At 66.1% G+C, this 21,772-nt stretch carries 23 protein-coding genes and 1 pseudogene; 14 read left to right on the top strand and 10 right to left on the bottom strand.

Annotation, left to right across the window (positions count from 1 at the left end):
• The first annotated feature begins 26 nt into the window (after positions 1–26).
• The 6 genes from ACRY_RS16750 (at position 27) to ACRY_RS16725 (ending at position 5,856) form a co-directional block, all read left to right on the top strand.
• Complete coding sequence (locus ACRY_RS16750) at positions 27–602, top strand: class I SAM-dependent methyltransferase (protein WP_012040361.1); 576 nt, start codon at positions 27–29, stop codon at positions 600–602.
• On the top strand, positions 599–1,924 hold the full coding sequence (locus ACRY_RS16745; RefSeq protein ID WP_013641071.1) for an O-antigen ligase family protein: 1,326 nt from the start codon (positions 599–601) through the stop codon (positions 1,922–1,924). Before ACRY_RS16750 ends, ACRY_RS16745 begins: the two co-directional genes overlap by 4 nt.
• Entirely contained in the window at positions 1,921–2,922 is a 1,002-nt protein-coding gene (locus ACRY_RS16740) for a beta-propeller fold lactonase family protein (protein ID WP_012040359.1), read from the top strand. Before ACRY_RS16745 ends, ACRY_RS16740 begins: the two co-directional genes overlap by 4 nt.
• 2 nt (positions 2,923–2,924) lie before the next feature.
• Positions 2,925–3,851 (top strand): sterol desaturase family protein, encoded by a 927-nt coding sequence (locus tag ACRY_RS16735; protein WP_007422077.1) that lies wholly within the window; start codon positions 2,925–2,927, stop codon positions 3,849–3,851.
• A 51-nt stretch (positions 3,852–3,902) separates the two neighbouring features.
• Positions 3,903–5,138: a DNA polymerase IV gene (locus ACRY_RS16730; protein WP_012040358.1), complete on the top strand. Its 1,236-nt coding sequence runs from the start codon at positions 3,903–3,905 to the stop codon at positions 5,136–5,138.
• A gap of 73 nt (positions 5,139–5,211) precedes the next feature.
• Positions 5,212–5,856, top strand: coding sequence for a head GIN domain-containing protein (locus ACRY_RS16725; protein ID WP_012040357.1), 645 nt, complete (start codon positions 5,212–5,214; stop codon positions 5,854–5,856).
• 58 nt (positions 5,857–5,914) lie between these two features.
• Here ACRY_RS16725 and ACRY_RS16720 read toward each other — a convergent pair whose 3' ends face one another.
• The 4 genes from ACRY_RS16720 to ACRY_RS16705 all read right to left on the bottom strand — a co-directional run bounded on the left by ACRY_RS16720 (position 5,915) and on the right by ACRY_RS16705 (position 7,843).
• Positions 5,915–6,121, bottom strand: a complete 207-nt coding sequence (locus ACRY_RS16720) for a cold-shock protein (RefSeq protein WP_007422074.1) — start codon at positions 6,119–6,121, stop codon at positions 5,915–5,917.
• Between the two features lie 163 nt (positions 6,122–6,284).
• On the bottom strand, positions 6,285–6,752 hold the full coding sequence (locus tag ACRY_RS16715) for a GNAT family N-acetyltransferase (RefSeq protein WP_043509382.1): 468 nt from the start codon (positions 6,750–6,752) through the stop codon (positions 6,285–6,287).
• Between the two features lie 29 nt (positions 6,753–6,781).
• A complete protein-coding gene (gene clpS, locus ACRY_RS16710; protein ID WP_043509381.1) occupies positions 6,782–7,102 on the bottom strand; it encodes an ATP-dependent Clp protease adapter ClpS in 321 nt (106 codons plus the stop codon).
• Positions 7,103–7,258: 156 nt separating this feature from the next.
• Positions 7,259–7,843 (bottom strand): phasin family protein, encoded by a 585-nt coding sequence (locus ACRY_RS16705; protein ID WP_231295297.1) that lies wholly within the window; start codon positions 7,841–7,843, stop codon positions 7,259–7,261.
• Positions 7,844–8,153: 310 nt separating this feature from the next.
• Here ACRY_RS16705 and ACRY_RS16700 point away from each other — a divergent pair, with 310 nt between their 5' ends.
• Positions 8,154–9,515 (top strand): D-alanyl-D-alanine carboxypeptidase family protein, encoded by a 1,362-nt coding sequence (locus ACRY_RS16700; RefSeq protein WP_012040353.1) that lies wholly within the window; start codon positions 8,154–8,156, stop codon positions 9,513–9,515.
• Between the two features lie 14 nt (positions 9,516–9,529).
• Here ACRY_RS16700 and ACRY_RS16695 read toward each other — a convergent pair whose 3' ends face one another.
• Positions 9,530–11,119 (bottom strand): glycoside hydrolase, encoded by a 1,590-nt coding sequence (locus ACRY_RS16695; RefSeq protein ID WP_012040352.1) that lies wholly within the window; start codon positions 11,117–11,119, stop codon positions 9,530–9,532.
• A 47-nt stretch (positions 11,120–11,166) separates the two neighbouring features.
• Between ACRY_RS16695 and ACRY_RS16690 the strand changes: the two genes are divergently transcribed.
• Positions 11,167–11,592, top strand: a complete 426-nt coding sequence (locus tag ACRY_RS16690) for a CoA-binding protein (RefSeq protein WP_013641063.1) — start codon at positions 11,167–11,169, stop codon at positions 11,590–11,592.
• Here ACRY_RS16690 and serB read toward each other — a convergent pair.
• Positions 11,582–12,454 carry a phosphoserine phosphatase SerB gene (serB, locus tag ACRY_RS16685; RefSeq protein ID WP_007422067.1) on the bottom strand — a complete coding sequence of 291 codons (873 nt, stop codon included), beginning with the start codon at positions 12,452–12,454 and terminating at the stop codon, positions 11,582–11,584. The two genes, ACRY_RS16690 and serB, sit on opposite strands and share 11 nt — an antisense overlap.
• Between serB and miaA the strand changes: the two genes are divergently transcribed.
• Genes miaA through ilvN form a run of 3 tightly spaced genes read left to right on the top strand, consistent with a single transcriptional unit; the run spans position 12,453 to position 15,834 of the window.
• Positions 12,453–13,430 carry a tRNA (adenosine(37)-N6)-dimethylallyltransferase MiaA gene (gene miaA, locus ACRY_RS16680; protein ID WP_043509255.1) on the top strand — a complete coding sequence of 326 codons (978 nt, stop codon included), beginning with the start codon at positions 12,453–12,455 and terminating at the stop codon, positions 13,428–13,430. The two genes, serB and miaA, sit on opposite strands and share 2 nt — an antisense overlap.
• 53 nt (positions 13,431–13,483) lie before the next feature.
• Positions 13,484–15,265, top strand: coding sequence for an acetolactate synthase 3 large subunit (locus ACRY_RS16675; protein WP_012040348.1), 1,782 nt, complete (start codon positions 13,484–13,486; stop codon positions 15,263–15,265).
• Positions 15,266–15,315: 50 nt separating this feature from the next.
• A complete protein-coding gene (gene ilvN / locus ACRY_RS16670) occupies positions 15,316–15,834 on the top strand; it encodes an acetolactate synthase small subunit (RefSeq protein ID WP_007423953.1) in 519 nt (172 codons plus the stop codon).
• A gap of 125 nt (positions 15,835–15,959) precedes the next feature.
• Here ilvN and ACRY_RS20295 read toward each other — a convergent pair.
• Both ACRY_RS20295 and ACRY_RS16665 read right to left on the bottom strand, forming a co-directional pair.
• A pseudogene (locus ACRY_RS20295) lies at positions 15,960–16,132 on the bottom strand (IS5/IS1182 family transposase); the annotation flags it as partial.
• 35 nt (positions 16,133–16,167) lie between these two features.
• Positions 16,168–17,079: a LysR substrate-binding domain-containing protein gene (locus tag ACRY_RS16665; protein ID WP_012040345.1), complete on the bottom strand. Its 912-nt coding sequence runs from the start codon at positions 17,077–17,079 to the stop codon at positions 16,168–16,170.
• Positions 17,080–17,183: 104 nt separating this feature from the next.
• Between ACRY_RS16665 and ACRY_RS16660 the strand changes: the two genes are divergently transcribed.
• The 3 genes from ACRY_RS16660 (at position 17,184) to ACRY_RS16650 (ending at position 20,098) form a co-directional block, all read left to right on the top strand.
• Positions 17,184–18,209 carry an aldo/keto reductase gene (locus tag ACRY_RS16660; RefSeq protein ID WP_012040344.1) on the top strand — a complete coding sequence of 342 codons (1,026 nt, stop codon included), beginning with the start codon at positions 17,184–17,186 and terminating at the stop codon, positions 18,207–18,209.
• 7 nt (positions 18,210–18,216) lie between these two features.
• Positions 18,217–18,801 carry an NADPH-dependent FMN reductase gene (locus tag ACRY_RS16655; protein WP_012040343.1) on the top strand — a complete coding sequence of 195 codons (585 nt, stop codon included), beginning with the start codon at positions 18,217–18,219 and terminating at the stop codon, positions 18,799–18,801.
• Positions 18,802–19,006: 205 nt separating this feature from the next.
• A complete protein-coding gene (locus ACRY_RS16650) occupies positions 19,007–20,098 on the top strand; it encodes a cytochrome-c peroxidase (protein WP_043509254.1) in 1,092 nt (363 codons plus the stop codon).
• A 142-nt stretch (positions 20,099–20,240) separates the two neighbouring features.
• Here ACRY_RS16650 and ACRY_RS16645 read toward each other — a convergent pair whose 3' ends face one another.
• Entirely contained in the window at positions 20,241–21,299 is a 1,059-nt protein-coding gene (locus ACRY_RS16645; RefSeq protein WP_012040341.1) for a threonine aldolase family protein, read from the bottom strand.
• 1 nt (position 21,300) lies between these two features.
• Positions 21,301–21,771 carry a type II toxin-antitoxin system RatA family toxin gene (locus ACRY_RS16640; protein ID WP_007421398.1) on the bottom strand — a complete coding sequence of 157 codons (471 nt, stop codon included), beginning with the start codon at positions 21,769–21,771 and terminating at the stop codon, positions 21,301–21,303.
• Position 21,772: the final 1 nt, after the last annotated feature.

The raw sequence follows: 21,772 nt of genomic DNA, 5'->3' as shown, positions 1-21,772 counted from the left end.
CCCTTGGCTTGGGCTAGGGTTGGCCGATGCAGGCGGAAAATCAACCCGGGGCGGATGCGGCACGGCTCGAACGGCTCGTCGCGCGGCAGGCGGAGAAGCGGCATCTCGCCGCAATCTGGGCGGCGCGGGTTGGCCTTGCCGCCGGCATGACCGTGCTCGATATCGGCGCGGGCACCGGTGCGCTCGCCCTCGAATACGCGGCTCTCGGCGCGCGCGTGCTGGCGATGGACCCGGATTCCGCATCCCTTGCCTATGCCGCCGCCGAGGCGGCGCGGCGCGGCCTTGCCCTGGAGACGATCGTGGGGCGGGCCGAGGCGCTGGCAGCGCTGCCCGCGGCGCCGGACCGGGTGATGCTGACCGATGCGCTGCATCATATGCAGGAGAAGGATGCGGCGTTGCGCGCGATCCGCACCGCGATGAAGCCCGGCGGCGCGCTGTTCATCGCCGAATACGACCCGGCGGGGCCCGGGGCGGTCGGCGCGCCGATGGCGCGGCGGATGGCAGCGGCGGAGGCGCTGACTCTCCTCGCCGCCGCCGGGTTTGCCGCCTCTGCCGCCGAGGCCGGGCCGGACGAGCACTACACGATCATCGCCGTGCCGTGACCGGCGGCATCGCGCGCGGAGGGGCGATGCTCGCCGTGGCCGCCGCCCTTGTGGCGGGATCGGCGCTTTTGCTCCTCGTGCCGCAGGCAATCGGCCCCTTGCAGGGCCTTCTGGCGCTCGGCCTGGCCGGGGCCGCGGCGCTCGCCTGGCCGGAAGGGGCGATGGCCGCCTGGCTGATCCTGGTCGCGACCACGCCCGAGATGTGGCTATCGGACATGATCGGCCATCACGAGACGATCATCGCCCTGCTCAAGGTTACGGGGCTGGCGATCATCGGGCTGGCCGCGCTGCGCCGCGGGAGCCGGTTCGACCGCTACAATCCCGGCTTCGCCTTCCTCGTCATGTTTGTCGGCGGCTTCGTGCACGGCCTTTGGCCGGGGCTGACGCCGCTCGCCTCGCTGCGCTCGCTGGTCGGCTCTGCGGCGCCGTTCGCCGCCGGCTTCATGCGGGCGGAGGCGCGGATGCGCGCGGCGATCATCCGCTGCACCATCATCGGCCCGGCGGTGACCGTGGCCTTCGGCCTGCTGCTGCACGCGGCCGGCCTGCGGGCGCTCTATGGCGTTCAGCTCGGCGCGATCCGACTGCAGGCCTCGAGCTCGCCCGCCTTTCTCGGCGGGTTCGCGATGATCGCCATCTATGCCGGGCTGGTCGCCTTCGCCGGCAGCGGCCGACGGCGGGAATGGGCGTGGATTGGCGCGAATTTCCTGATCCTGCTGGCCAGCGGCGCGCGCGCGCCGCTGGCGCTCGCCACCTTCGCCACGCTCGCCACCCTGCTTTCGGTCGAGGCGCCGGATTTCGGCATGCGAGCGCGGCTGGGCCTGCTGACGACGGGCGGCGCGGCGTTCGGCGCCGTGCTTCTTGCCGGGCCGGCGCTGCATTTCGTCCGCGTGATCGACCTTATCCATCTGGGCGATGCCGCCAGCCTGTCCAACCGCAACCTGATCTGGCCCTATTTCGAGGCGGCGCTGGCGCGCTCGCCCTGGCTCGGCTGGGGGGTGGGCGCGGGCAAGGTGATCGTGCCGCTGCATTCGCCGATCGGCCGCTTCCTCGGCACCAACGCGGCGCATGACGAATATCTGCGCATCGCCTGCGAGGGCGGCGTGCCCGGTGCGCTGCTGCTGTTCGGCCTGCTCGGCCTGTGGCTGTTTCGGGGCAGCGCTGCGCTGCCGGTGGGGCAGCGACGGCTGATCCGCCTTGTGTTTCTCGCCTTCGCAGTGCAATCTCTGACAGATAATACTTTGATCGCAACGACCAGCCTGACGTTCTTCACATGGGCGCGGGCGGTGTTCATCAATCCCGACGAAGGATCGGCCCCGGCATGACCATGCTTCCGCTTTCCCGCCGCGCGCTGCTGGCCGCGCCGGCGTTTCTCGGCCTGGCGCCTTCCTTTGCCCGCGCCGCCGGCCCGACGCCGCCGATCTGCATCGTGCTCGATTCGGGCGGCTCGCGCGTCTCGGTCATCGACATGACGACGCGCAAGGTGATCCACACCGAGCCGACGCTGCGCGAACCCGGCCACTGGGCGCTGACGCCGGACCGCAAGACGCTGCTGATCGCCGATGCTTCGGGCAATGCACTGTTCTTCTTCGACCCCGTAACCGGGCGCGAACGCGGCCACAAGCTGATCCCCGATCCCTACCAGCTCTGGTTCAGCCCGGACGGCAAATTCCTCACCGTGAACTGCCTCCGGCTCAACCATGTCGACATCTACCATGCCGACGCGCTGACCCTCGCCCACCGCTTCCGCGCCGGATCGATGCCGAGCCATCTGAGCTACACGCCGGATTCGCGCACCGTCTTCGTCTCGATGCAGGATTCCGGCACGCTGGTCGCGATCGATCTCGCCACCATGCGCGTCCGCTGGACGGCGCCGGTCGGCAAGACGCCGGCCGGGGTGATGTGGCATGACGGCGTCGTGCTGGTCGCGATCATGGGGAGCGATCATCTCGCCGTGGTCGATCCGGCGAACGGCAAGCTGCTGCGCACCGTGCTGACCGACAAGGGCGCGCACAACATCTTCCTCACGCCGGACCGCAGCGAACTCTACGTCACCAACCGCGTCGCCGGCTCGCTCACCGTGCTGGACGCGAAGAGCCTCGGCTTCAAGCGGCGGATTCCGATGCCGGGCGGGCCGGACGATCTATGCTTCGCACCGGACGGACGGCTGTGGATCGCGCTGCGCTTCGCCTCCCGCGTCGCCGTGCTCGACCCGACGAGCGGTGCTGTGGACCACATCACGGTCGGCCGCTCGCCGCACGGGATCTATCTCTCGACCCTGCTGACCGACACCGCCGCCCGCACGGCGATGCGCCTGGCCTGAGCATGCTGCCGGCCCATCCGTTCAACGATCTGGCCGGCTGGGTGGAGCAGGTGGCGGTGCTGCCGCTGCTCTACCGGTTCGGGCTGATGCAGTGGAGCGAACTCTCATTCGGCTGGACGCTGGTCGCGATCTATGGCGTGACGCAGATGCTGCTGGCCTATGCGGTCTGCGTGCCGCTGGAGCGGGCAATGCCGATCGAGCGGTGGGACAGCCGGCGGGTGGTGCTGGTCGATGTGTTCTACACCTTTCTCGCCCGCGTCGGCGTGCTGCCGGTGATGACCTTCGTGCTGTTCTACGCGGCACAGGTGCGGCTCGACGGGTTTCTCGCCGATCATGGCTATGTGCCGCCGATGCTGGAGACGATCTTCCCGCCGCTGTTCGGCCATCCGGTGATCACCTTCGCGCTCTACGCGCTGATCCTCGACTTCGCCGATTACTGGCGGCATCGGCTCTCGCACCGTTTCCGTGTCTGGTATGCGCTGCATGCGGTGCATCACGCACAGCGGCAGATGACCTTCTGGTCCGACGACCGCAACCATGTGCTCGACGAGATGATCGGCTTTCTCTGGTTCATGGCGGTCGGGCTGCTGATCGGGATTCCGCCGCTGCAATTCCCGCTGCTCGTGCTGATCCTGCGCTTTGTCGAGAGCTTCAGCCACGCCAATATCCGCCTCTCCTTCGGCCGGATCGGCGAGCGGCTGCTGGTCTCGCCGCGGTTTCACCGCGCGCATCACGGCATTCTCGCCGCCGGCGAACGCTCGATCAATTACGGGGCGGTGTTTCCGTTCTGGGACATGCTGTTCGGCACCGCCGATTTCTCGAAGGATTTCGCACCGACCGGCGACCCCGAAGCACCCGAGGCGATGGCGAGCGGCGGATGGGTTGCCCAGCAATGGTCGGGGCTGGTGCATCTGGTCCGCTCGATCTGACGCGATTTTTCGCTTCCGCCCGGCGCCGATAAGGCGTTTCCTGCGCTCGCCATGCCGACCCTGTGCCGCGACTGCGATACCATCTTCGAGGCCGCCGGCGCCTGCCCGCAATGCGAGGGGCGGCGCCTCGTCGCGCATGACGAGATCGCGACCCTCGCCATCGCCCATGTCGACTGCGACGCCTTCTATGCGAGCGTGGAGAAGCGTGACCGGCCGGAGTTGACCGACAAGCCGGTCATCGTCGGCGGCGGGACGCGCGGCGTGGTGGCGGCCTGCTGCTACATCGCCCGCCTCTCGGGCGTGCGCTCGGCGATGCCGATGTTCAAGGCCAGAAAACTCTGCCCGGACGCGGTGGTGATCGCTCCGGAGATGCGGAAATACGCGGCGGCGGCGGCCGAGATCCGCGCCCTGATGGCGACGCTGACGCCGCTGGTGCAGCCGCTCTCGATCGACGAGGCGGCGCTCGACCTCTCCGGCACCGCGGCGCTGCACAGGGCGCCGCCCGCGGTCGTGCTGAGCCGCTTCGCCCGGCAGGTCGAGGCGGAGGTGGGGGTGACGGTGTCGATCGGCCTTGCCGCCAACCGGCTGCTGGCGAAACTCGCCGCCGAGCGGGACAAGCCGCGCGGCTTCGCCGTGCTGGGAGCGGAGGCAGCGGCGGTGCTGGCGCCGGAGCCGGTCGGCATTCTCCCCGGCGTCGGCCCGGCACTGGCGCGCAAACTCGCCGGCATGGGGATCACGCGGGTCGGCCAGCTCGCCGCCCTCAACGATCGCGCCGCCCGCGCCCGGCTCGGGGAGGACGGGCCGATGCTGGCCGCGCGCGCCCGCGGCATCGATCCCCGCCCGATCGACCCCGCGCGGGCGACGAAGTCGATCAGTGCAGAGACGACCTTCGCCGAGGATATCGACGATGCGGCATCCCTCGCCCGCGTCCTGTTTCCGCTCTGCGAGAAACTCGCCCGGCGGCTGCGCGCCGAGGGCTTCGCCGCCGCCGGGCTCGTGCTCAAGCTCAAGACCGCCCGTTTCGAGACGCATACCCATGCGGTGCGGCTGACCGCTCCCACACAGCTGGCCGAAACGATCTTCGAGGCGGCGAAACCGGTCCTGATGCGCGCCGCCGGCCCGCGCTACCGGCTGATCGGGATCGGCGCCGCACGGCTCACCGATGCCGCCGAGGCCGACCGCGGAGATCTGGTCGATCAGGAAACGCCGCGCCGCGCCGCCCGCGAGGATGCCGTCGAGCGGTTGCGCGCGAAATTCGGCACCGGGATCATCCGCCGGGGCGGATGATCCGCCGGGCGCCCACGCCATGCTTGCCCGACGGCGCGAAAAGCCGATAGGCTTGCTCCGGGAGGATCGGCGGATGAAGCTGCGCGGATTCCTGGCTGGCGTTTTCGTGGCAGCGCCGCTGATTGCGGCGAGCGGGAACGCTGCGATGCCGACGCGGACGGTGAGCGAGCATGTCGGCCGGTTCGATGCGATCGTCCTGCACGGCCGTTTTCGTCTCAACTTCACCCGAGGGGAAACACGCTCGGTGAAGCTGAGCGGCGATCCCTATCTCGTGGAAAATCTGAGCGTGTCTGTGAAACGGGGCGTGCTGGACATCGATCGCCCCAGCGCGCTCGACTTGCCGAAGAACGAGACCGTGGATGTCATCATCACCGCCCCCTCGCTCGCCGCGCTTACGACGAAAGGACTCGTGCGGGCGGACGTGCGGAACCTGTCCGGCCAAACGTTCGACTTCATCAATGACGGCGCCACTGCGGCCACCCTCTCGGGCGAAGTGGGCAAATTCCGGATGATTTCACGCGGAGTCGCGTCGATCGATGCCAGCCAGCTGCGGGCGGCCAACGTGACGGTCTTGGTGCGGGGGCAGGGCAACATGAGGGTGTTCGCGCGCGAAAGCGCCAACATCACGCTGTACGGCGAGGGGAAGATCGAGGTTCTCGGTCACCCGAAAGACCATACGTTCAAGACGCTGGCTTACGGAACCGTGACGCTGCGCTGAGCAGCAGACATGAAAAAAGGCGCCGCTTTCACGGCGCCTTTTCCGAGACAGGCTGGGTTCAAGCCGCCTTCAGGTTCTCGGCGGACATCTTGCCCTCGCGGCCCTTGCGGACCTCGAATTCAAGGCGCTGGCCCTCATCGATGCGGCCCAGGCCGGCACGCTCGACGGCAGAAATATGCACGAACACGTCCTTCGACCCGTCATCCGGCTGGATGAAGCCATAGCCCTTGGTTGCGTTGAACCACTTAACAGTACCTGTCGACATCGCGACTCTCCAAACAAACGGCAGCCCACGAAATGAGGGCCAGCAAACTCTTCAACTTGGGGAGGTGTCGAAGGCGGTAACGCCGTAACGCACGCAGCAACCAGAACCGAAAAGCGCCGTGATTCTCTTATACCGGCTTTTGCGGCCGAGGGCCAGCATGTATTCATGCCGGCGGCACGTAGGAGAGTCTCTCCCTGCCCTCGCGCTTTCCGGCGCGGCCGGTGGGCTCGAAGCCCACTGCACGCAACAACGACCAGGACGGGATGTTGGCCGGATGGCATTCGGCGAAGACGATCTCTCCGTGCAATGCCCGCAGCATCGCCGTCAAAGCCTCGCGCGCATAGCCACAGCGCTGGAACGCAGGACCAATCCAGTAGCCGATCTCGATCGCGGAACCGCCGCCATCCGTCGGCCCGCGGTGCGCGCCGAGCAGGCCGATCAGCTGCCCGTCGGCGGCAAGGCGGATGCCATGAAATCCCGGGGCGGATTCGATCAACGCCCGCGCTTGCGCGGGGCCGAAGGGCGAGGAGAGAAAATCGATGCGTCCGGTAATGATCGGATGGTCGGTAACGGCCGCGAGTTCCGCAGCATCGGCGATGGCGAGCGGCGCGAGACGAAGCCGCGCGGTCACCAATCGTACAGCGACAGGCGGCGTCCCTGTCAGGCCGGTTCGATCATGCATTGCAGCGGGTGTTGGTTCTCGCGGGCGAGTTCCAGAACCTGGATCATCTTGGTTTCCGCGATCTCGTAGGTGAAAATGCCGCAAACGCCGACACCGCGGCGATGGATCCGCAACGCGATCCGTCCCGCCTCATCGGTCGTCTTGCCAAACAGCCCGACCAGCGTTGCGACCACGAATTCCATCGGCGTGTAGTCATCGTTGAACATCATCACGCGGTAAAGCGGTGGTCTCTTCGCACGAGCGCGCGCCTGCGTGGCGAAAACCGGATCCATACCGTCCTGGCCGTCAAAATCGTCCATGCCGATGGCCCCATAAATGCGATTGCGGTCGCTGTCATGCAGAACCGTCGACTTGCACCCGACCCGCGTGCAAATCTGCAAATGGCGACGGACGGACCGGAATCCGACCCGTCCGCTTATCATTCATCCGTCAGGCGGTGAAACCGCCCTTCCGCTTCAGATCGCCGCGCCGAACTTCTCGACGGCGAGAGTGACACGCGCAGTGAGCGGCGCGATGGTCTGCTCGGTGAGCTTGAGCGACGCATCGGTGATCCGGCCGGTCTCGGCGACCGCCTTTTCCATCATCGCACGGGCATAACCGGTCTGGAGATCGACGGCTTCCTTCACCGACTTCACGCCGCCGAGCGCCTTCGTCATTGCCACGGTCTCCTCGACAGAGGCCTGGGTGGTGCTGGCAATCTGCTTCGAAATGCCCTGCAGACCCGCAGTGAAGATCTGGCCGGCCTTTACCATCGCCTCGAAATTGCCCTGGCTGAACGCCATCATCTCTTCTGTCGTCTTCATCGCCTTCGCCATCTGCTCCTTGACCTTCGCCTGCTGGGCCTCGAAACCCTTCGCGGCGTTTTCCATGCCTTCCTTCATCGACGTCAGGGTCTTTTCGAACCCGGCGGCAACCTGGGCCTTGGTGGCCTCAACAGTGGCTTCGGCCGCCTGCTGCACCGTCTCGGTCGCTTTGATCTTTGTGCTCATCCTAGTTACTCCTCGTGTGTCCGTTGCAACGATGCCGATGCGCCCGCGCACCAGCCTTGGCCGTCGTTGCTTTCGTCGCAAGGGAGAAAAACGACCGCCAAATTCCTTGCACCCACGTTTTATAGTGCAGTGCAACATGGCCGATTTAAGCCTGCCGCGAGGGTAAGTCAATGCTTTTTGTGCAACGCACAATGACACTGCGGTTAAGCCTCACGGCGCCGACCGCTCCCACAAACACGGAGCGCAGGAGGATATCCCATTAACCCTTTGGCTTTTTTGTTAATTTCTATTTTTGAACTGGACAGCGCCGACATTTCATCCTATCCGTCTTATGAGGCTTCGTTCATGTTTGGGGGACCGTATGCGTTTGGCCGAATTGCAAGGCTGGATTGTGAACATCCTGCGGCGCGGCTCGGTACTCGCGGCAGGCGGCTTGATGGGCGCGGCGCTGGCCGCACCTCAAGCTGCGCAGGCTAATCTGCATCAACAGTATCGACATGTCGTGCGCATACATGAACGCCTTGGGGGCATTGCCTCTCCGGCCGCCTCGGGGCCGCTTGCGCCCGGGATTGACTGGATCGTGATGGACGCGGCAACCGGCCGCATCCTCTCCGAGCACAACGCATATAACGAGCGTTTCCCGGCCAGCCTGACCAAGTTGATGACGCTGGATCTCGCTTTCCACGCACTCAGCCACGGCCGCCTGAACGCCAATACCCCGCTTCCGGTGAGTCCAGCGGCAGCGTCAGTGCAGCCTGTGAAGCTGAATCTTGTGGCGGGGCAGACCGTAACGGTCATGCAGGCAATGCTGGGCATGACGACCCTCTCCGCCAATGACGCGGCAACGGCGCTCGGACAGTACCTCGGCGGCGGCAGCATCCGGCGCGTTGCCGCCGAGATGACAGCGCGCGCCCACGCTCTCGGCATGGAGCGGAGCGAGTTCCGCAACCCATCCGGCCTACCCAATCCGAACCAGGTGACCGACGCCTACGACATGGCGATTCTCGCCCGTCACCTGCTGCTGGACTATCCGCAATATCGCTATCTTTTCTCCGTGCCGAGCTTCCGCTTCGAAGGCCGCACGATCCCCAATATCGATGGCATGCTCAAGCGCTACAACGGCGCCATCGGCATGAAGACGGGCTATACGGACCTCGCGCGGTTCAACCTCGTCACCGCCGCGGTGCGCAACGGTCACATGCTGATTGGCGTGGAGATGCACGCCCCGTCCTGGATCGTTGCTTACAATCGCATGACCCAGCTGCTTGATGCCGGCTTCGCAGCCGAAAGCGGTGCGCCGACGACCGTCATCGCAACTGCCACGTCACCACAGCCTCGCGCCGCAATGCCTCCGCCCCCGGTGCGCCAGCCGGCCGCGGCGCCCGTGCTCGTGGCGAGCCGAAGCAGAACCGCTCCTGTTCACATGATCGTTGCGCGTTCGGTCGGCCATGTCACGCGCGACATGATCCCGGGGTGGACCGCCCAGGTTGGCGCCTATGACAGCTACATCCTCGCCAAGAGGCAGGCCCTGACCATACGCGGCGAGCGCAAGGTCGGCATCGCTAGGGTTGGCAGCGCCGTGGTGCACCGGCACCGGATCTGGCGCGCTCAGATTGCCGGCCTCGACCATAACGATGCGAATCTGGTCTGCAGCGCGATGAGACGCGCTCATCAGTCCTGCTTCATCATTCCACCGAGCAACGAAAGCCTGGCGATGCGCTGACGGAACGGGCCTGATCAGCCGGCCCGTTGCCTTTTGACAAGCGCCAGAACGGCAGGCGCCGCCAGCACCAGCACCAGCGCATTCCACAGCATGAATTCGAGGTTGAGCGGGCCGGAAATCACGGCGCTTGCCACGGCGCCGGCGACCAGCAGGACGCTGGGCAGCCAGTCGCGCCAACTGCGCATGGCCGGCCGGTCGGCCACCGCCAGTCGCCAGACGGCGATTGCGATCGGCACGGCAAAGACAGGGAACGGCGCGTCACGATAACGCGGATCGAACACGAGCCCCGCCTGGACGATGACCGCGGTCACCACGAACAGGAACCAGAGATGTTCGAAGAGGCCTTTGCCCCAGTCGCGGGGGCTAGCCTTGCCGAACAGGCTCGCGCGCAGGAGCAACACCGTTGCTGCTCCATCCAGCGGCCGCCGCCCCTTGCCGCGTGAGGCAACGCGCAGAGCGGCAAGGGCGAGCAGACCCTGTGCCGGCAGATTGATCGCGGCGCAGATCATCAGGGACTCGTCGTACAGCACGTGATGGGTGATCGCCCAGGCGTAGACGAGCGCATTGCCAAGGCCGAAAGCGAGCGCCACGCCGGAGACACCCGCCATCCCGCCGATAAGCGCGAGGATCACCGACAGCGCGATCGCGGCACCGGCATAAAGCGGCCAATGCGGCATCTCCACCACCGGACCTTCAAGGGGGAATTTCGGCCGGCGTCCTGCGGACCAGATGCCCCAGTTGGCGCCGGCGATCCCCTCGTCGTGGTATTTCCAGTGCTGGTCGAACGCCTCGATCAGGTTGTAGTCGACATGCTCGCGATCGGCGAGGCTGACGAAGCGGCGCAGAAAGATCGCCTCGTTGACCCGCGAGGGCGCGGCATCCGCCCGCCAGCGCCCCCGGCTCGGCCAGCCGGTCTCCCCCACCGAGATCGTCTTGCCCGGAAAGACGCGCTCGGCCTTGCGGATGGTCCGGCCGATCCGCGCGATCGCGGCGTTCACCCCCACCGGGTGGTTCTGCCAGTAGGGCAGCAGATGGATCATCACGACGTCGACATGCTTCGCCACCTGCGGGAATTCGAACCAGAAGCTCGCGACATCGGCATAGGCGACCGGCTGCTTCACCCGGGCGCGCACATGGTCGATATCGCGGATCAGTTCGCCCACCGAGAGGTCGCGCCTGAGCAGCACCTCGTTGCCGACGACGACGCGGGTGATCGTGTGCGGATGCGCGTTCGCCGCGGCGATCCCGGCCGCCATCTCCCGCGCATTGTCCTTCGGGTTCGGCCCGAGCCAGATCCCGGCCCAGACCTTCAGCCCCGCCCGCTTCGCCAGCGCGCCGATGTCGAAATCGCCCTCGATCGAGGAATAGGTGCGGATGCCGCGCGCGTGCCGCGCGATCAGGCGCAGGTCCTGCTCCACCTCGGCGGCCGAGGAGAAGGTTTTCGTCAGCGGCGACTGGCCGTTGCGGAACGGCGCGTAGGACACCGAGTTGAACCGCGCATCCGGCATGACGACGCCGCCGGCACGCGGCCGGTTCGGCAGATACCATGCGGCAACGCTCAGCAGGCCGAGCAGAAAGATCAGATAGGGTCTTGCGGTGCGCATGGCCCATGCGCTTACAGGAGGCTCCACCGGCAGGCCAGAGGCGGCTCATGAACATCGACGGGCTCGACGACACGACGATCGCGCGCATACTGACCACCACGCGGCGGATCGCGCTGGTCGGCGCCTCGGCCAACCCGGCCCGCCCCTCGAACGAGGTGCTCGGCGCGCTGCTCCGCCTCGGCTACGACGTCACCCCGGTCAATCCCGGCCTTGCCGGCACCAGGCTGCACGGGCGGGAGGTCGCCGCCTCGCTCGACGATGCGACGCCGCTCGACATGGTCGAGCTGTTCCGCGCCTCAGAACGGGTGCTGCCGGCGGTGCGCGACGCGATCCGGCTGGGGGCGAAGACGATCTGGATGCAACTCGGCGTGGTGAACGAGGGCGCCGCCGCCCTCGCCCGCGCCGCCGGGCTCGTCGTGGTCATGAACCGCTGCCCGCTGATCGAGCGCCCGCGTCTCGGCCTCACTCCCTGAACGACGCGGCCGGATAGCCCTGGGCGAAGAGCAGTGCGCGCAGGTCGCCATGCTCGATGCGCACCGGCGCCGCCTCGGCGAGGATCGGCTTCGCGTGATACGCCACTCCCAGCCCGGCATCGGCGATCATCGCGAGATCGTTCGCCCCGTCGCCCACCGCCAGCGTCGCCGACAGCTTCACCCCGCGCGTCGCCGCCAGCTCGTGCAGCGCCGTGCGCTTGGCGTCGCGGTCCAGCACCGGCTCGGCAACGCGGCCGATCAGCCGGGTTCCGTCATCGAGCAACTCGTTGGCGCGATGCGTGTCGAACCCGACCTCCGCCGCCACCCGGCTGGTAAACCAGGTGAACCCGCCCGAGACCAGCGCCGTCACCGCGCCATGCGCGCGCATGGTGGCCACCAGCTCTCGCGCCCCCGGCATGATCGCGGTGCGCCGCCAGGTGCGCTCGAGTGCCGCGACATCGAGCCCCTCCAGCAGGGCGACGCGCTCGCGCAGCGCATCGGCGAAATCCAGCTCCCCCGCCATCGACCGTGCGGTGATCGCGGCGACGCGCTCGCCCACCCCCGCCTCGGCGGCCAGCTCGTCGAGCGTTTCCGAGGTCACGATCGTGCTGTCCATGTCCGCGACCAGCACGGCCTTGCGCCGCCCGCGATCCCTGACGCACATCACGTCCACCGGCGCATTGTCGATCGCCGCGCGCACCAGGGCGAAGTCTGGCGGATTCATGCAGGGAATTTCGGCGGCCTCGCCTGGCGAAAGCCACACCGGCGGGCCGCCGGCGGCCAGCTCGCGCACGCGGGCCACCATCGTGTCGGTCAACGTCACCTTGTCGCGCGCCGCGACCAGCACCAGAACGAATTTCATGACCCAGTCGCCTAGAGCATGTTCCGCCCCGCCGGCAAGGCCGCTGCTGATCGTCGCCGGGCCCACCGCCTCCGGCAAGTCGGCCCTCGCCCTCGCCGCCGCGCAACGCTTCGGCGGCACGATCATCAATGCCGACGCGATGCAATGCTATGCCGACTGGCGGATCATCACAGCCCGCCCCACGCCCGCGGACGAGGCGGCGGCGCCGCACCGCCTCTACGGCGTGCGCCGGCTGGAAGAGGCGGTCGATGCCGCCTGGTGGCGCGGCCGGGCGCTGGCCGAGTTGGCAGCGGCCGAGCTGCCGATCCTGTGCGGCGGCACCGGCATGTATCTCTCGTCGCTGGTCAACGGCATCGCGCCGATCCCCGATCCGGGGCCGAACGCACGGGCGGAAGCGCGGCGGATGCTCGCGGCGGATGGACCGGCCGCGCTGCACGCCTGGCTTGCGGCGCGCGACCCGGCAACCGCAACGAAGCTGCGGCCGAGCGATCCCCAGCGCCTCGCCCGCGCCGCCGAGGTGCTGCTCGGCACCGGGCGCGGCCTCGCCGCCTGGCATGCCGCGCCGCGCGCCGGGCTCGCCGGATATCGCGTCATGCTGCTGCTGCTCGACCCGCCGCGCCCCGCGCTGCGCGAGGCGATCGCGGCGCGCTTCGAAGCGATGCTCGCCGCCGGCGCGCTGGCGGAAGTGGCCGCCGTCGCAGCCCGCGCCCCCGATCCCGCGCTGCCCGGCCTGCGCGCCCACGGTGTGCCGGAATTGCTGGCGCATCTCGCCGGCGCGATCAGCCTCGACGAGGCGGCGTCCCGCGCCATCGCCGCCACCGCAGCCTATACGAAACGCCAAGCGACCTGGTTCCGCCATCAGAAACTGGCAGATCAGCGCAACACGCATACGATCAGATCAAGATTGACTGATTCTACGCAATTTTCCGAAAGCACAGTCCGTTCGATCATTTCATTTATTAATTTATCGAGTTGACGCACCGCAGCAGACCGGGGTAGGCCTGCGTCGCGATCTGACAGGATGGGGATATGAACGCCGTGAACACCACAGTCGCTTCCGGGGCCGAAACCCTTCTCCGCGCACTGAAGGCGCAGGGGGTCGAGGTCATTTTCGGCTATCCGGGTGGCGCCGTGCTGCCGATCTATGATGCGATCTTCCAGCAGAACGCGATCCGCCACATCCTTGTCCGCCATGAACAGGCGGCGGTTCACGCAGCGGAAGGCTATGCCCGCTCGACCGGCAAGGTCGGTGTGGTGCTCGTCACCTCCGGGCCGGGGGCGACCAACGCCGTCACCGGGCTGGTGGACGCACTGATGGACAGCATTCCCGTTGTCTGCCTGACCGGCCAGGTGCCGACCCATCTGATCGGCAACGACGCGTTCCAGGAAGCCGACACGACGGGTATCACCCGGCAGGCCACCAAGCACAACTATCTCGTCAAGCGCTCGGATGATCTCGCCCGCATCGTGCATGAGGCATTCCACGTTGCGCGGACGGGGCGGCCAGGCCCCGTGCTGATCGACTTGCCGAAAGACATCCTGATCAACCCGGCGCCATATACCGAGGCGCCCGAAGGCCCGCACCGCTCCTATCGCCCGCGCACCGCCCCCGATCTCACCCTGATCGCCGAAGCGGTGAGCGCGCTCAAGGGGGCAAAGCGGCCGATCATCTATACCGGCGGCGGGCTGATCAATTCCGGTCCGGAATCGGCCGAACTGATCGTTCAACTCGCAAAGCTCACCGGCGCGCCGGTTACCTCGACGCTGATGGGGCTCGGCGCCTTCCCGGCCTCGAACCCGGCCTTTCTCGGCATGCTCGGCATGCATGGCACCTACGAGGCCAACCTCGCCATGCATGGCTGCGACGTGATGCTGAACATCGGCGCCCGGTTCGACGACCGCGTGACCGGGCGGCTCAACGCCTTCGCGCCGCACTCGAAGAAAATCCATATCGATATCGATCCGTCGAACATCAACAAGAACGTGGTGGTCGACATCGCCATCGCCGCCGACGCGACCGAGGCGCTGCGCGCCCTCATCGCCGCCTGGAAGCAGGACAATTCCCGGCAGGACACGGCAGCGCTGGCCGAATGGTGGCGCATGATCGAAACGTGGCGCGAGAAGGACTCGCTGCGCTTCACCCAGAGCTTCGAGAAAGGCGCGATCATCAAGCCGCAGCATGCCATCCGCCGGCTGTGGGAAAAGACCCAGGGCCGCGAAACCTATGTCACGACCGAGGTGGGCCAGCACCAGATGTGGGCGGCCCAGCATTTCCGCTTCGACAAGCCGAACCGCTGGATGACCTCGGGCGGCCTCGGCACGATGGGCTACGGCCTGCCGGCGGCGATGGGCGTGCAGATCGCCCATCCCGACGCGCTGGTGATCGACATCGCCGGCGAAGCCAGCATCCTGATGAACATCCAGGAGATGGGCACGCTCGCGCAATACCGCCTGCCGGTGAAGGTGTTCATCCTCAACAACGAATACATGGGCATGGTGCGCCAGTGGCAGGAGCTGCTGCATGGTGGCCGCTATTCCGAGAGTTATTCGGCGGCCCTGCCCGATTTCGTGCGCCTCGCCGAGAGCTTTCACGCCGTGGGCCTGCGCGCCGAGAGCATCGACGATCTGGACCGGGTGATCGACGAGATGCTGGCGACCGACCGGCCGGTGATCGCGGACATCCATGTCGACCGTGCGGAGAACTGCTTCCCGATGATTCCTTCGGGCGCTGCGCACAACGAGATGCTGCTCGGGCCGGAACACGAGTCCAGCGCAGCCGGCATCACCGATGAGGGGCTCGTGCTCGTCTGAGCCCCGCCATCATCGCCGAGACCCGAGATCCCGAACCTGAAAGAGCCGACATGAACGCCATCGTCCAGGAAACCATGCGCGCCGCCACGATTTCCGTGCTGGTGGAAAACGAATCAGGCGTTCTCGCGCGCGTCATCGGCCTGTTTTCCGGCCGCGGCTACAATATCGACAGCCTCACGGTCGCCCCCGTCGAGGACGACCGGCGCAAGAGCCGCATCACCATCGTCACCTCCGGCACCGAACTGGTGATCCAGCAGATCAAGGCGCAACTCGACCGGCTGGTGCCTGTCTACCGCGTGTCCGACTTGTCCGCCGAAGGGCCGCACATCGCCCGCGAACTCGCACTCATCAAGGTGATCGGCACTGGCGAGAAGCGGCTCGAAGCGCTGCGTCTTGCCGATGCATTCCGCGCAAGGGTGATCGACGCGACAACCGAAAGCTTCATCTTCGAACTCACCGGCGCCACCGACAAGCTCGATGCGTTTCTCGAGCTGATGCGCCCGCTCGGCCTCGCCGAGGTGTCGCGCACCGGCGTCGCCGCCATCGCCCGCGGCACCCGCACGATCTGACGGCATCCTGCCTCCGCGCCGGACTTCATGGCGCGGGATCCGGCGCAGGATTGTTGGCTGTGAACTATGCGATATTTGGCCGGCCGAGGCGGCGGCCTGGTGAACGACTTTCTATGGAGGCGACAGAGGTTGTGGCCGACGCCTGAGAGGATGGCGTTGATGGCATCCCCGTGACGCCGAGCAGGAAATTCCGTCCGAGATGGCCATCGGTCTTCATGTGGCCGATGACCGGCTCGATGGCAGCGTGCCTGCGCAATTCGTGGCGGATGGCGGGCGTGGTGCCGCGTTTCCGGCGGGCGACATCGCCTGACCGAACCGGAGGTCCATCTTTCATCAGGCTTCGGGCAACTGCGCCGTGTCGGTGATGACAAGGCTTTCGTGAAGCAGGGAAAGAAATGCGGCCACCGGGGTTCCCGGGCCGGCGACGGGCAGGTGGGCGACGACCAGTTCCCAGCAGAGTTCGGGTGATGAGAGACGCGCCATCCCGATGTCCGGATCACGCGCCACAACGACCGTCTCCGGCAGGAGGGCAATGCCTAGGCCGAGACTGACCAGTTTCAGCATCGTGTCGAGATCGCTGACTTCGAACGCGGTATGGCGGCCGATGCCGGCGTCACCAAAGCGGCCGTCGACCAGCCTGCGGGTACCCCAGCCCGTTTCGAAGTCGACAAACGGAAAATCCTTTATCGCCTCGAGGGTGACGCCGGTCAGTCCCTCCAGCGGATGACCGCGGGGACAGGCGAGCACAACCTCGTCACACGCGATCATCGTTGTGACGAGATCGGTCAAATGCGTACCCACCGGGAAGAACGCGGCATCGATGCCGCCGGCCCGTGTCCGGTCCGCAAGGGCTGACGAGCTGCCCTGAATGAGCCGGATTTCGATGCCGGGATGCCGCTGGTGAAACCGCGCCAGAAGCAATGGCAGGTCGAGAAATGCGGGCAGGCTCTGCACTGTGCCGATTTTCAGCGTTCCCCGCTTCAGGCCCTGCACTTCGGCAACGGCGCTACGCGCATCCCGCACCGCCTCGATCGCCAATCGCGCTTTTTCAAGGAAGATCTCGCCCGCACCGGTCAGCCGCACGTCACGGGTGCTGCGCACGAAAAGGGGCGCATCGAGTTCCCTCTCGAGTGCCCGGATCGACGTCGAGAGCGCCGATTGCACGATGTTCACGCGACGTGCGGCGCGCGTGAACTGCCGCTCCTCGGCTAGCGCGACAAAATGATGCAGCTGTCTGAGCTCCATGCGCCATCTCTCCATCTATCCGAGAGAAGATTCGGATCAATAAGTTTTATTTGAACGATATTCAACGCTCTCCATCTCCCGGGCGCCAGGATGGAGATTTGGAGATGGATGCATATACGACGCTGCCAAGGATCAGGCTCGGCCTGACCGATATGGAGATTACCCGCGTCGGCTTCGGCGCATGGGCCATCGGCGGGGCTGACTGGGCCGTAGGATGGGGGGCTCAGGATGACCGCGATTCGATCGCGGCAATCCGGCATGCCGTTTCGCGAGGCGTGAACTGGATCGATACCGCAGCGATCTACGGGCTCGGCCATTCCGAAGAGGTCGTCTCGCGTGCGCTGGCGGAGATGCCACAAGCCGAACGCCCCTATGTGTTCACCAAATGCGGCCTGGTATGGGACGAGACCGATCGCCACGCCATGCCGCGGCAGGTCGGCTCGCCGCAAAGCATCCGGCGCGAAGTCGATGCATCGCTGCGGCGCCTCGGCATCGAACGAATTGACCTTTATCAGGTGCACTGGCCAGCGAAAGACGGCACACCACTGGCAGATTACTGGCAGACGATGCTGGACCTCAAGGCTGAAGGGAAAGTCAGGGCCGTTGGCCTGTCAAATCACAGTGCCGAGCAACTTGCGGTGGCTGAGCGGCTTGGCCATGTCGACACGTTGCAGCCCCCCTTCTCGGCAATCCGGCGCGATGCCGCGGAGCGCGAGTTGCCCTGGTGTCACGCGCACGGCACCGGCGTCATCGTCTATAGCCCGATGCAGGCAGGGCTGCTGACCGGGCGGTTCTCGGTCGAACGCGCAAAATCGCTTCCGGCGGATGACTGGCGCTCGCGCAATGACGAATTCATTGGCGACAAGCTGGCCCGCAACCTCCGTCTCGTCGACGCGCTGCGTCCTGTTGCAGAACGGCACGGTGTCTCGGTCCCGGCCGCCGCCGTTGCGTGGACGCTCGCCTGGCCGGGCGTATCCGGCGCCATTGTCGGCGCGCGCAATGCGTCGCAGGTAGACGGCTGGATTGCCGCCGCCAGCCTGCGGCTCGACAACGATGACATGACGGCCATCGCGACCGCGATAGAGACGAGCGGCGCGGGAACCGGACCCGCCCGGCCGGCGGGAGCGTGAGGTGGAGATGGCCTTGCATCCACCGCTGCGGCTGCTCGGCATTGTCGGCAGCCTGCGGCGCAACGCCCATTCGCGCGCCGTCCTCCTTGGAGTGAGGAGTGTCCTTGACGCTCGTGTCAGCCTGTCGCTCGTCGGGGTCGACCTCCCGCTCTACAACCAGGACCTGGACGACGACAAACCGCCCCGCGCCGTTCATGACTTCCGGAAGCAAATCGCGGAGAGCGACGCTCTTGTCGTTTCGACCCCGGAGTACAATCACGGCATGCCGGGCGCATTGAAAAACGCCCTTGACTGGGCATCACGACCGCATGGCAATTCTGTGCTGAAGGGCAAGCCCTTTATTGTGGTGTCATCATCACCTGCATTTACGGGCGGGGTCAGGGCACAGGCCCAGGTGAACGAAACGATGCTTGCGGTGCAGGCCCTGCCGGTTCCGGGACCGCAGATCGTCATCGGTGCGGTCGACGGTAAAGTATCCAATGGCCTCCTGGTCGACGGCACCAGCCTCGGCTTCATCACCGCCGCAATCGAAAACCTCCTAGCACCACGCGCGACAGATAACCTGGCCGAGAACATGGTTTCACTTGCGTGACGAAGCCGCTATCAGATCCAGCCTGCACTCATCAATATCAACGAAGAACGACCAATCCAACCTCACAAAAAGCGACAAAATCGACAATATACATTCATGATTTATAAAATATTTGAGGACGATATGAACAAAAACATCCCCTGAACAAGCAAAAGAGACTCCGATGAGACGACAATATCTTGTCCATGCGCCGATCAGGCGCAAAATGATCGCGCTCTACGCCGTTCTGATCACCGGCGCGATTATGGCGGGACTGCAAGCGGCCTCGGCCGCTCCCCCCGGCGGCGAGTTTCCATCGAAGGTGCCGGTTCCCGCCGACAACCCGATGACCCCCCGGAAGATCCATCTTGGCAAGCAGTTGTATTTCGATCCGCGGCTGTCATTGTCGGGCGACGTGTCCTGCGACACCTGCCACAACGTCGCGGGAAATGGCAGCGATGGACTGCCGCTCTCCTTCGGTGTTCTGGGCCGCGTCGACCGGCCAAGACACGCGCCGACCGTGTTCAATTCCGCGTTCAATACGGTCCAGTTCTGGGACGGACGCGCAAAGAGCCTTGAAGATCAGGCGAAGGGGCCATTGCTCAATCCGATCGAGATGGGCATGCCGAGTTCCGGAGCCATCGTGAAGCGCCTGGCTGGGATTCCCGGTTACAGGCGGGAATTTGCCCGTGTTTTCGGCGGCAAGACGCCGATCACCTTCGAACACGTCGTTCAGGCGATCGCCACATACGAACGGACCCTGGTGACGCCCGACAGCCCATACGATCGGTATCTGAAGGGCGACAAGAACGCGCTCGACAAGTCGGCGAAGCAGGGAATGCACGAGGTCTCCGATCTCGGCTGTGCGAGCTGCCACGCCGGCGCGATGTTCGATAATCCGGGCCTGCCCATGGGAACCGGTTGGTTCAGGAAATTCCCCATGATCCCGACAAACCCGACCTGCGCCACCTATGTGCGGGAGTACCATCTCGCCGACGATCCCGGACGGTTTGACGTCACGCACAAGCAAAGCGACGAGCACGTCTTCAAGGTTCCGAGCCTGCGCAACGTCGCCGTCCTTGCGCCATATTTCCAGAACGGGTCCGTGGGGTCGCTGCGAACCGCCGTTCGGGTGATGGCCGCATGTCAGTTGGGCAAGACGCTGACCGGGCTGCAGACGACGAACATCGTCGCGTTCCTAAACAGCCTGACCGGAAAGTTTCCGGTCGAGACCATGCCACGCCTGCCGGAAACACCCGACAGCACATCACTGATGCAGGTTGCCAAGCTCCAGCAAAATCGGCGCCAGCTCAACTGAAGTTGACCCGCAAACGGACAAGGGAGCTTCTTCCAGGAGGCTCCCTTTCTGCGAATATTTCGTGGTGGCCTGCACAGCGGTGGTCGGAGGTGTATCGCGCCGGTCGCACCGTGATCACGCGATGCGGAAGAAGTCGCCCGTCTCAGGCAAGGTTGTGGAAGGCGGCAATCGTCTCGATGATATCGGTGCCGGTCACGTCGAGATGGGTGCATAGCCGTAGCCTGGTCGCCCCCATCACAGAAACCATGATCCCTTGCGCGCGAAGCGCCGCCGCCCAGTCCCCGGGAGTGCGGCCTGAAGCCGCGACATCGACATAGACCAGATTCGTCTCCGGCGGTTCGACGTTGAGACCGCCGATCGCCGCGAGCCCTGCTGCAAGGTCGCGGGCATTCGCGTGGTCCTCGGCCAGCCGGTCCACGTTATGATCGAGCGCATACAGGCAGGCCGCGGCGCAGATTCCGGCCTGCCGGAGCGCACCGCCCAGACGCTGCTTCCACCGCCAGGCGCGATCGATCAGGTCGGCTGAACCGGCCAGAACGGCACCGAGGGGGGCGCCAAGCCCTTTCGTGAAGTCGATCCACACGGTGTCGAACGGCGCCGCGTAGGCGGCGGCGGAGATTCCGCTCGCGACCACCGCGTTCATCAGGCGCGCGCCATCCATGTGCGTTGCCATTCCGGCCGCGCGGGCAATGCCGACGAGATCACGAAGAGTGGCCAAGGGCCAGATCGTGCCGCCGCCGAGATTGGCCGTCTGCTCGATTTCCAGCAGCACCTGCGGCGCGGCATAGCGGGAAGGCATCGTCAGCGCGGCGCGAAGATCGTCGGCCGAGAACATGCCCCGTGCGCCCCGCAGGCCGAGTACGCGCGCCCCCGCCAGCGCCCAGGGGGCTCCGCCCTCAGCCTCGATGATATGCGCGGTCTCGTGCGCGATGATCTCGTCGCCGGGACGGCAATGGGTAAGGATGGCCACCGAATTGCACATCGCCCCGGAGGGCAGGAACATTGCCGCCTCCTTCCCCAGCATGGCGGCCACACGCTCGCAGAGCGCATTCACGGACGGATCAAGACCGAGTTGCTCGTCGCCGACTCCGGCGCCGAGCATCGCCTCGCGCATCGCCGGCGACGGTCTGGTCTGGGTATCAGAATAGAGATTGATGCGCACCGGCGGCAACGAAGGATCGGGCCGGAGCGGGCCGTACATCCTAGCCCTCGGCGGGTGCCGCGAGATCGGCGCCGGACTGCGGCGTGCCGTAAACATCGCGCGCGCGCTTCAGAAATGCCGCGACCATCCGGCGCACCGCCTCGGCGAACACCGCACCGATGGCCTTCTGCAGGATCAGGCTGCGAAATTCGAAATCGACATAGAAATCGATCATGGTGCCGCGCTCGTCCGGCAGGAACCGCCACTCGTTGCGCAGGTAGCGGAAGGGGCCGTTCTCGTAGCGGACATGGATATGCTCGGGCGCGTTCAGCATCACGCGGGAGGTGAAACTCTCGCGGAACGGACCGAACCCGATGGTTAGGTCCGCCAGCATTTCATCGCCGCGCTGCGAGCGGACGCGCGCGCCGATGCACCAGGGCAGGAATTGCGGATATTTCCCCACATCGGCCACGAGATCGAACATCTGGCCGGGCTGGTAGAGGACCAGTTTCCGCTCGGTGTAGCGCGGCATG

The sequence above is a fragment of the Acidiphilium cryptum JF-5 genome (assembly GCF_000016725.1).
Classification (GTDB): domain Bacteria; phylum Pseudomonadota; class Alphaproteobacteria; order Acetobacterales; family Acetobacteraceae; genus Acidiphilium; species Acidiphilium multivorum.
Note: the sequence above shows the minus strand (reverse complement) of the source record. Positions and strands in the feature narration are given on the sequence as shown.

Coding starts and splice junctions, on each gene's coding strand:
- ACRY_RS16695 (WP_012040352.1), bottom strand. CDS start 11,119: ATGCGCACCGCAAGACCCTATCTGATCTTTCTGCTCGGCCTGCTGAGC.
- ACRY_RS16750 (WP_012040361.1), top strand. CDS start 27: ATGCAGGCGGAAAATCAACCCGGGGCGGATGCGGCACGGCTCGAACGG.
- ACRY_RS16665 (WP_012040345.1), bottom strand. CDS start 17,079: ATGGAGCTCAGACAGCTGCATCATTTTGTCGCGCTAGCCGAGGAGCGG.
- ACRY_RS16735 (WP_007422077.1), top strand. CDS start 2,925: ATGCTGCCGGCCCATCCGTTCAACGATCTGGCCGGCTGGGTGGAGCAG.
- ACRY_RS16725 (WP_012040357.1), top strand. CDS start 5,212: ATGAAGCTGCGCGGATTCCTGGCTGGCGTTTTCGTGGCAGCGCCGCTG.
- ACRY_RS16700 (WP_012040353.1), top strand. CDS start 8,154: ATGCGTTTGGCCGAATTGCAAGGCTGGATTGTGAACATCCTGCGGCGC.
- ACRY_RS16660 (WP_012040344.1), top strand. CDS start 17,184: ATGGATGCATATACGACGCTGCCAAGGATCAGGCTCGGCCTGACCGAT.
- serB (WP_007422067.1), bottom strand. CDS start 12,454: ATGAAATTCGTTCTGGTGCTGGTCGCGGCGCGCGACAAGGTGACGTTG.
- ACRY_RS16690 (WP_013641063.1), top strand. CDS start 11,167: ATGAACATCGACGGGCTCGACGACACGACGATCGCGCGCATACTGACC.
- ACRY_RS16650 (WP_043509254.1), top strand. CDS start 19,007: ATGATCGCGCTCTACGCCGTTCTGATCACCGGCGCGATTATGGCGGGA.
- ACRY_RS16645 (WP_012040341.1), bottom strand. CDS start 21,299: ATGTACGGCCCGCTCCGGCCCGATCCTTCGTTGCCGCCGGTGCGCATC.
- ACRY_RS16655 (WP_012040343.1), top strand. CDS start 18,217: ATGGCCTTGCATCCACCGCTGCGGCTGCTCGGCATTGTCGGCAGCCTG.
- ACRY_RS16675 (WP_012040348.1), top strand. CDS start 13,484: ATGAACGCCGTGAACACCACAGTCGCTTCCGGGGCCGAAACCCTTCTC.
- ACRY_RS16640 (WP_007421398.1), bottom strand. CDS start 21,771: ATGCCGCGCTACACCGAGCGGAAACTGGTCCTCTACCAGCCCGGCCAG.
- ACRY_RS16730 (WP_012040358.1), top strand. CDS start 3,903: ATGCCGACCCTGTGCCGCGACTGCGATACCATCTTCGAGGCCGCCGGC.
- ilvN (WP_007423953.1), top strand. CDS start 15,316: ATGAACGCCATCGTCCAGGAAACCATGCGCGCCGCCACGATTTCCGTG.
- ACRY_RS16720 (WP_007422074.1), bottom strand. CDS start 6,121: ATGTCGACAGGTACTGTTAAGTGGTTCAACGCAACCAAGGGCTATGGC.
- ACRY_RS16740 (WP_012040359.1), top strand. CDS start 1,921: ATGACCATGCTTCCGCTTTCCCGCCGCGCGCTGCTGGCCGCGCCGGCG.
- clpS (WP_043509381.1), bottom strand. CDS start 7,102: ATGGACGATTTTGACGGCCAGGACGGTATGGATCCGGTTTTCGCCACG.
- miaA (WP_043509255.1), top strand. CDS start 12,453: ATGACCCAGTCGCCTAGAGCATGTTCCGCCCCGCCGGCAAGGCCGCTG.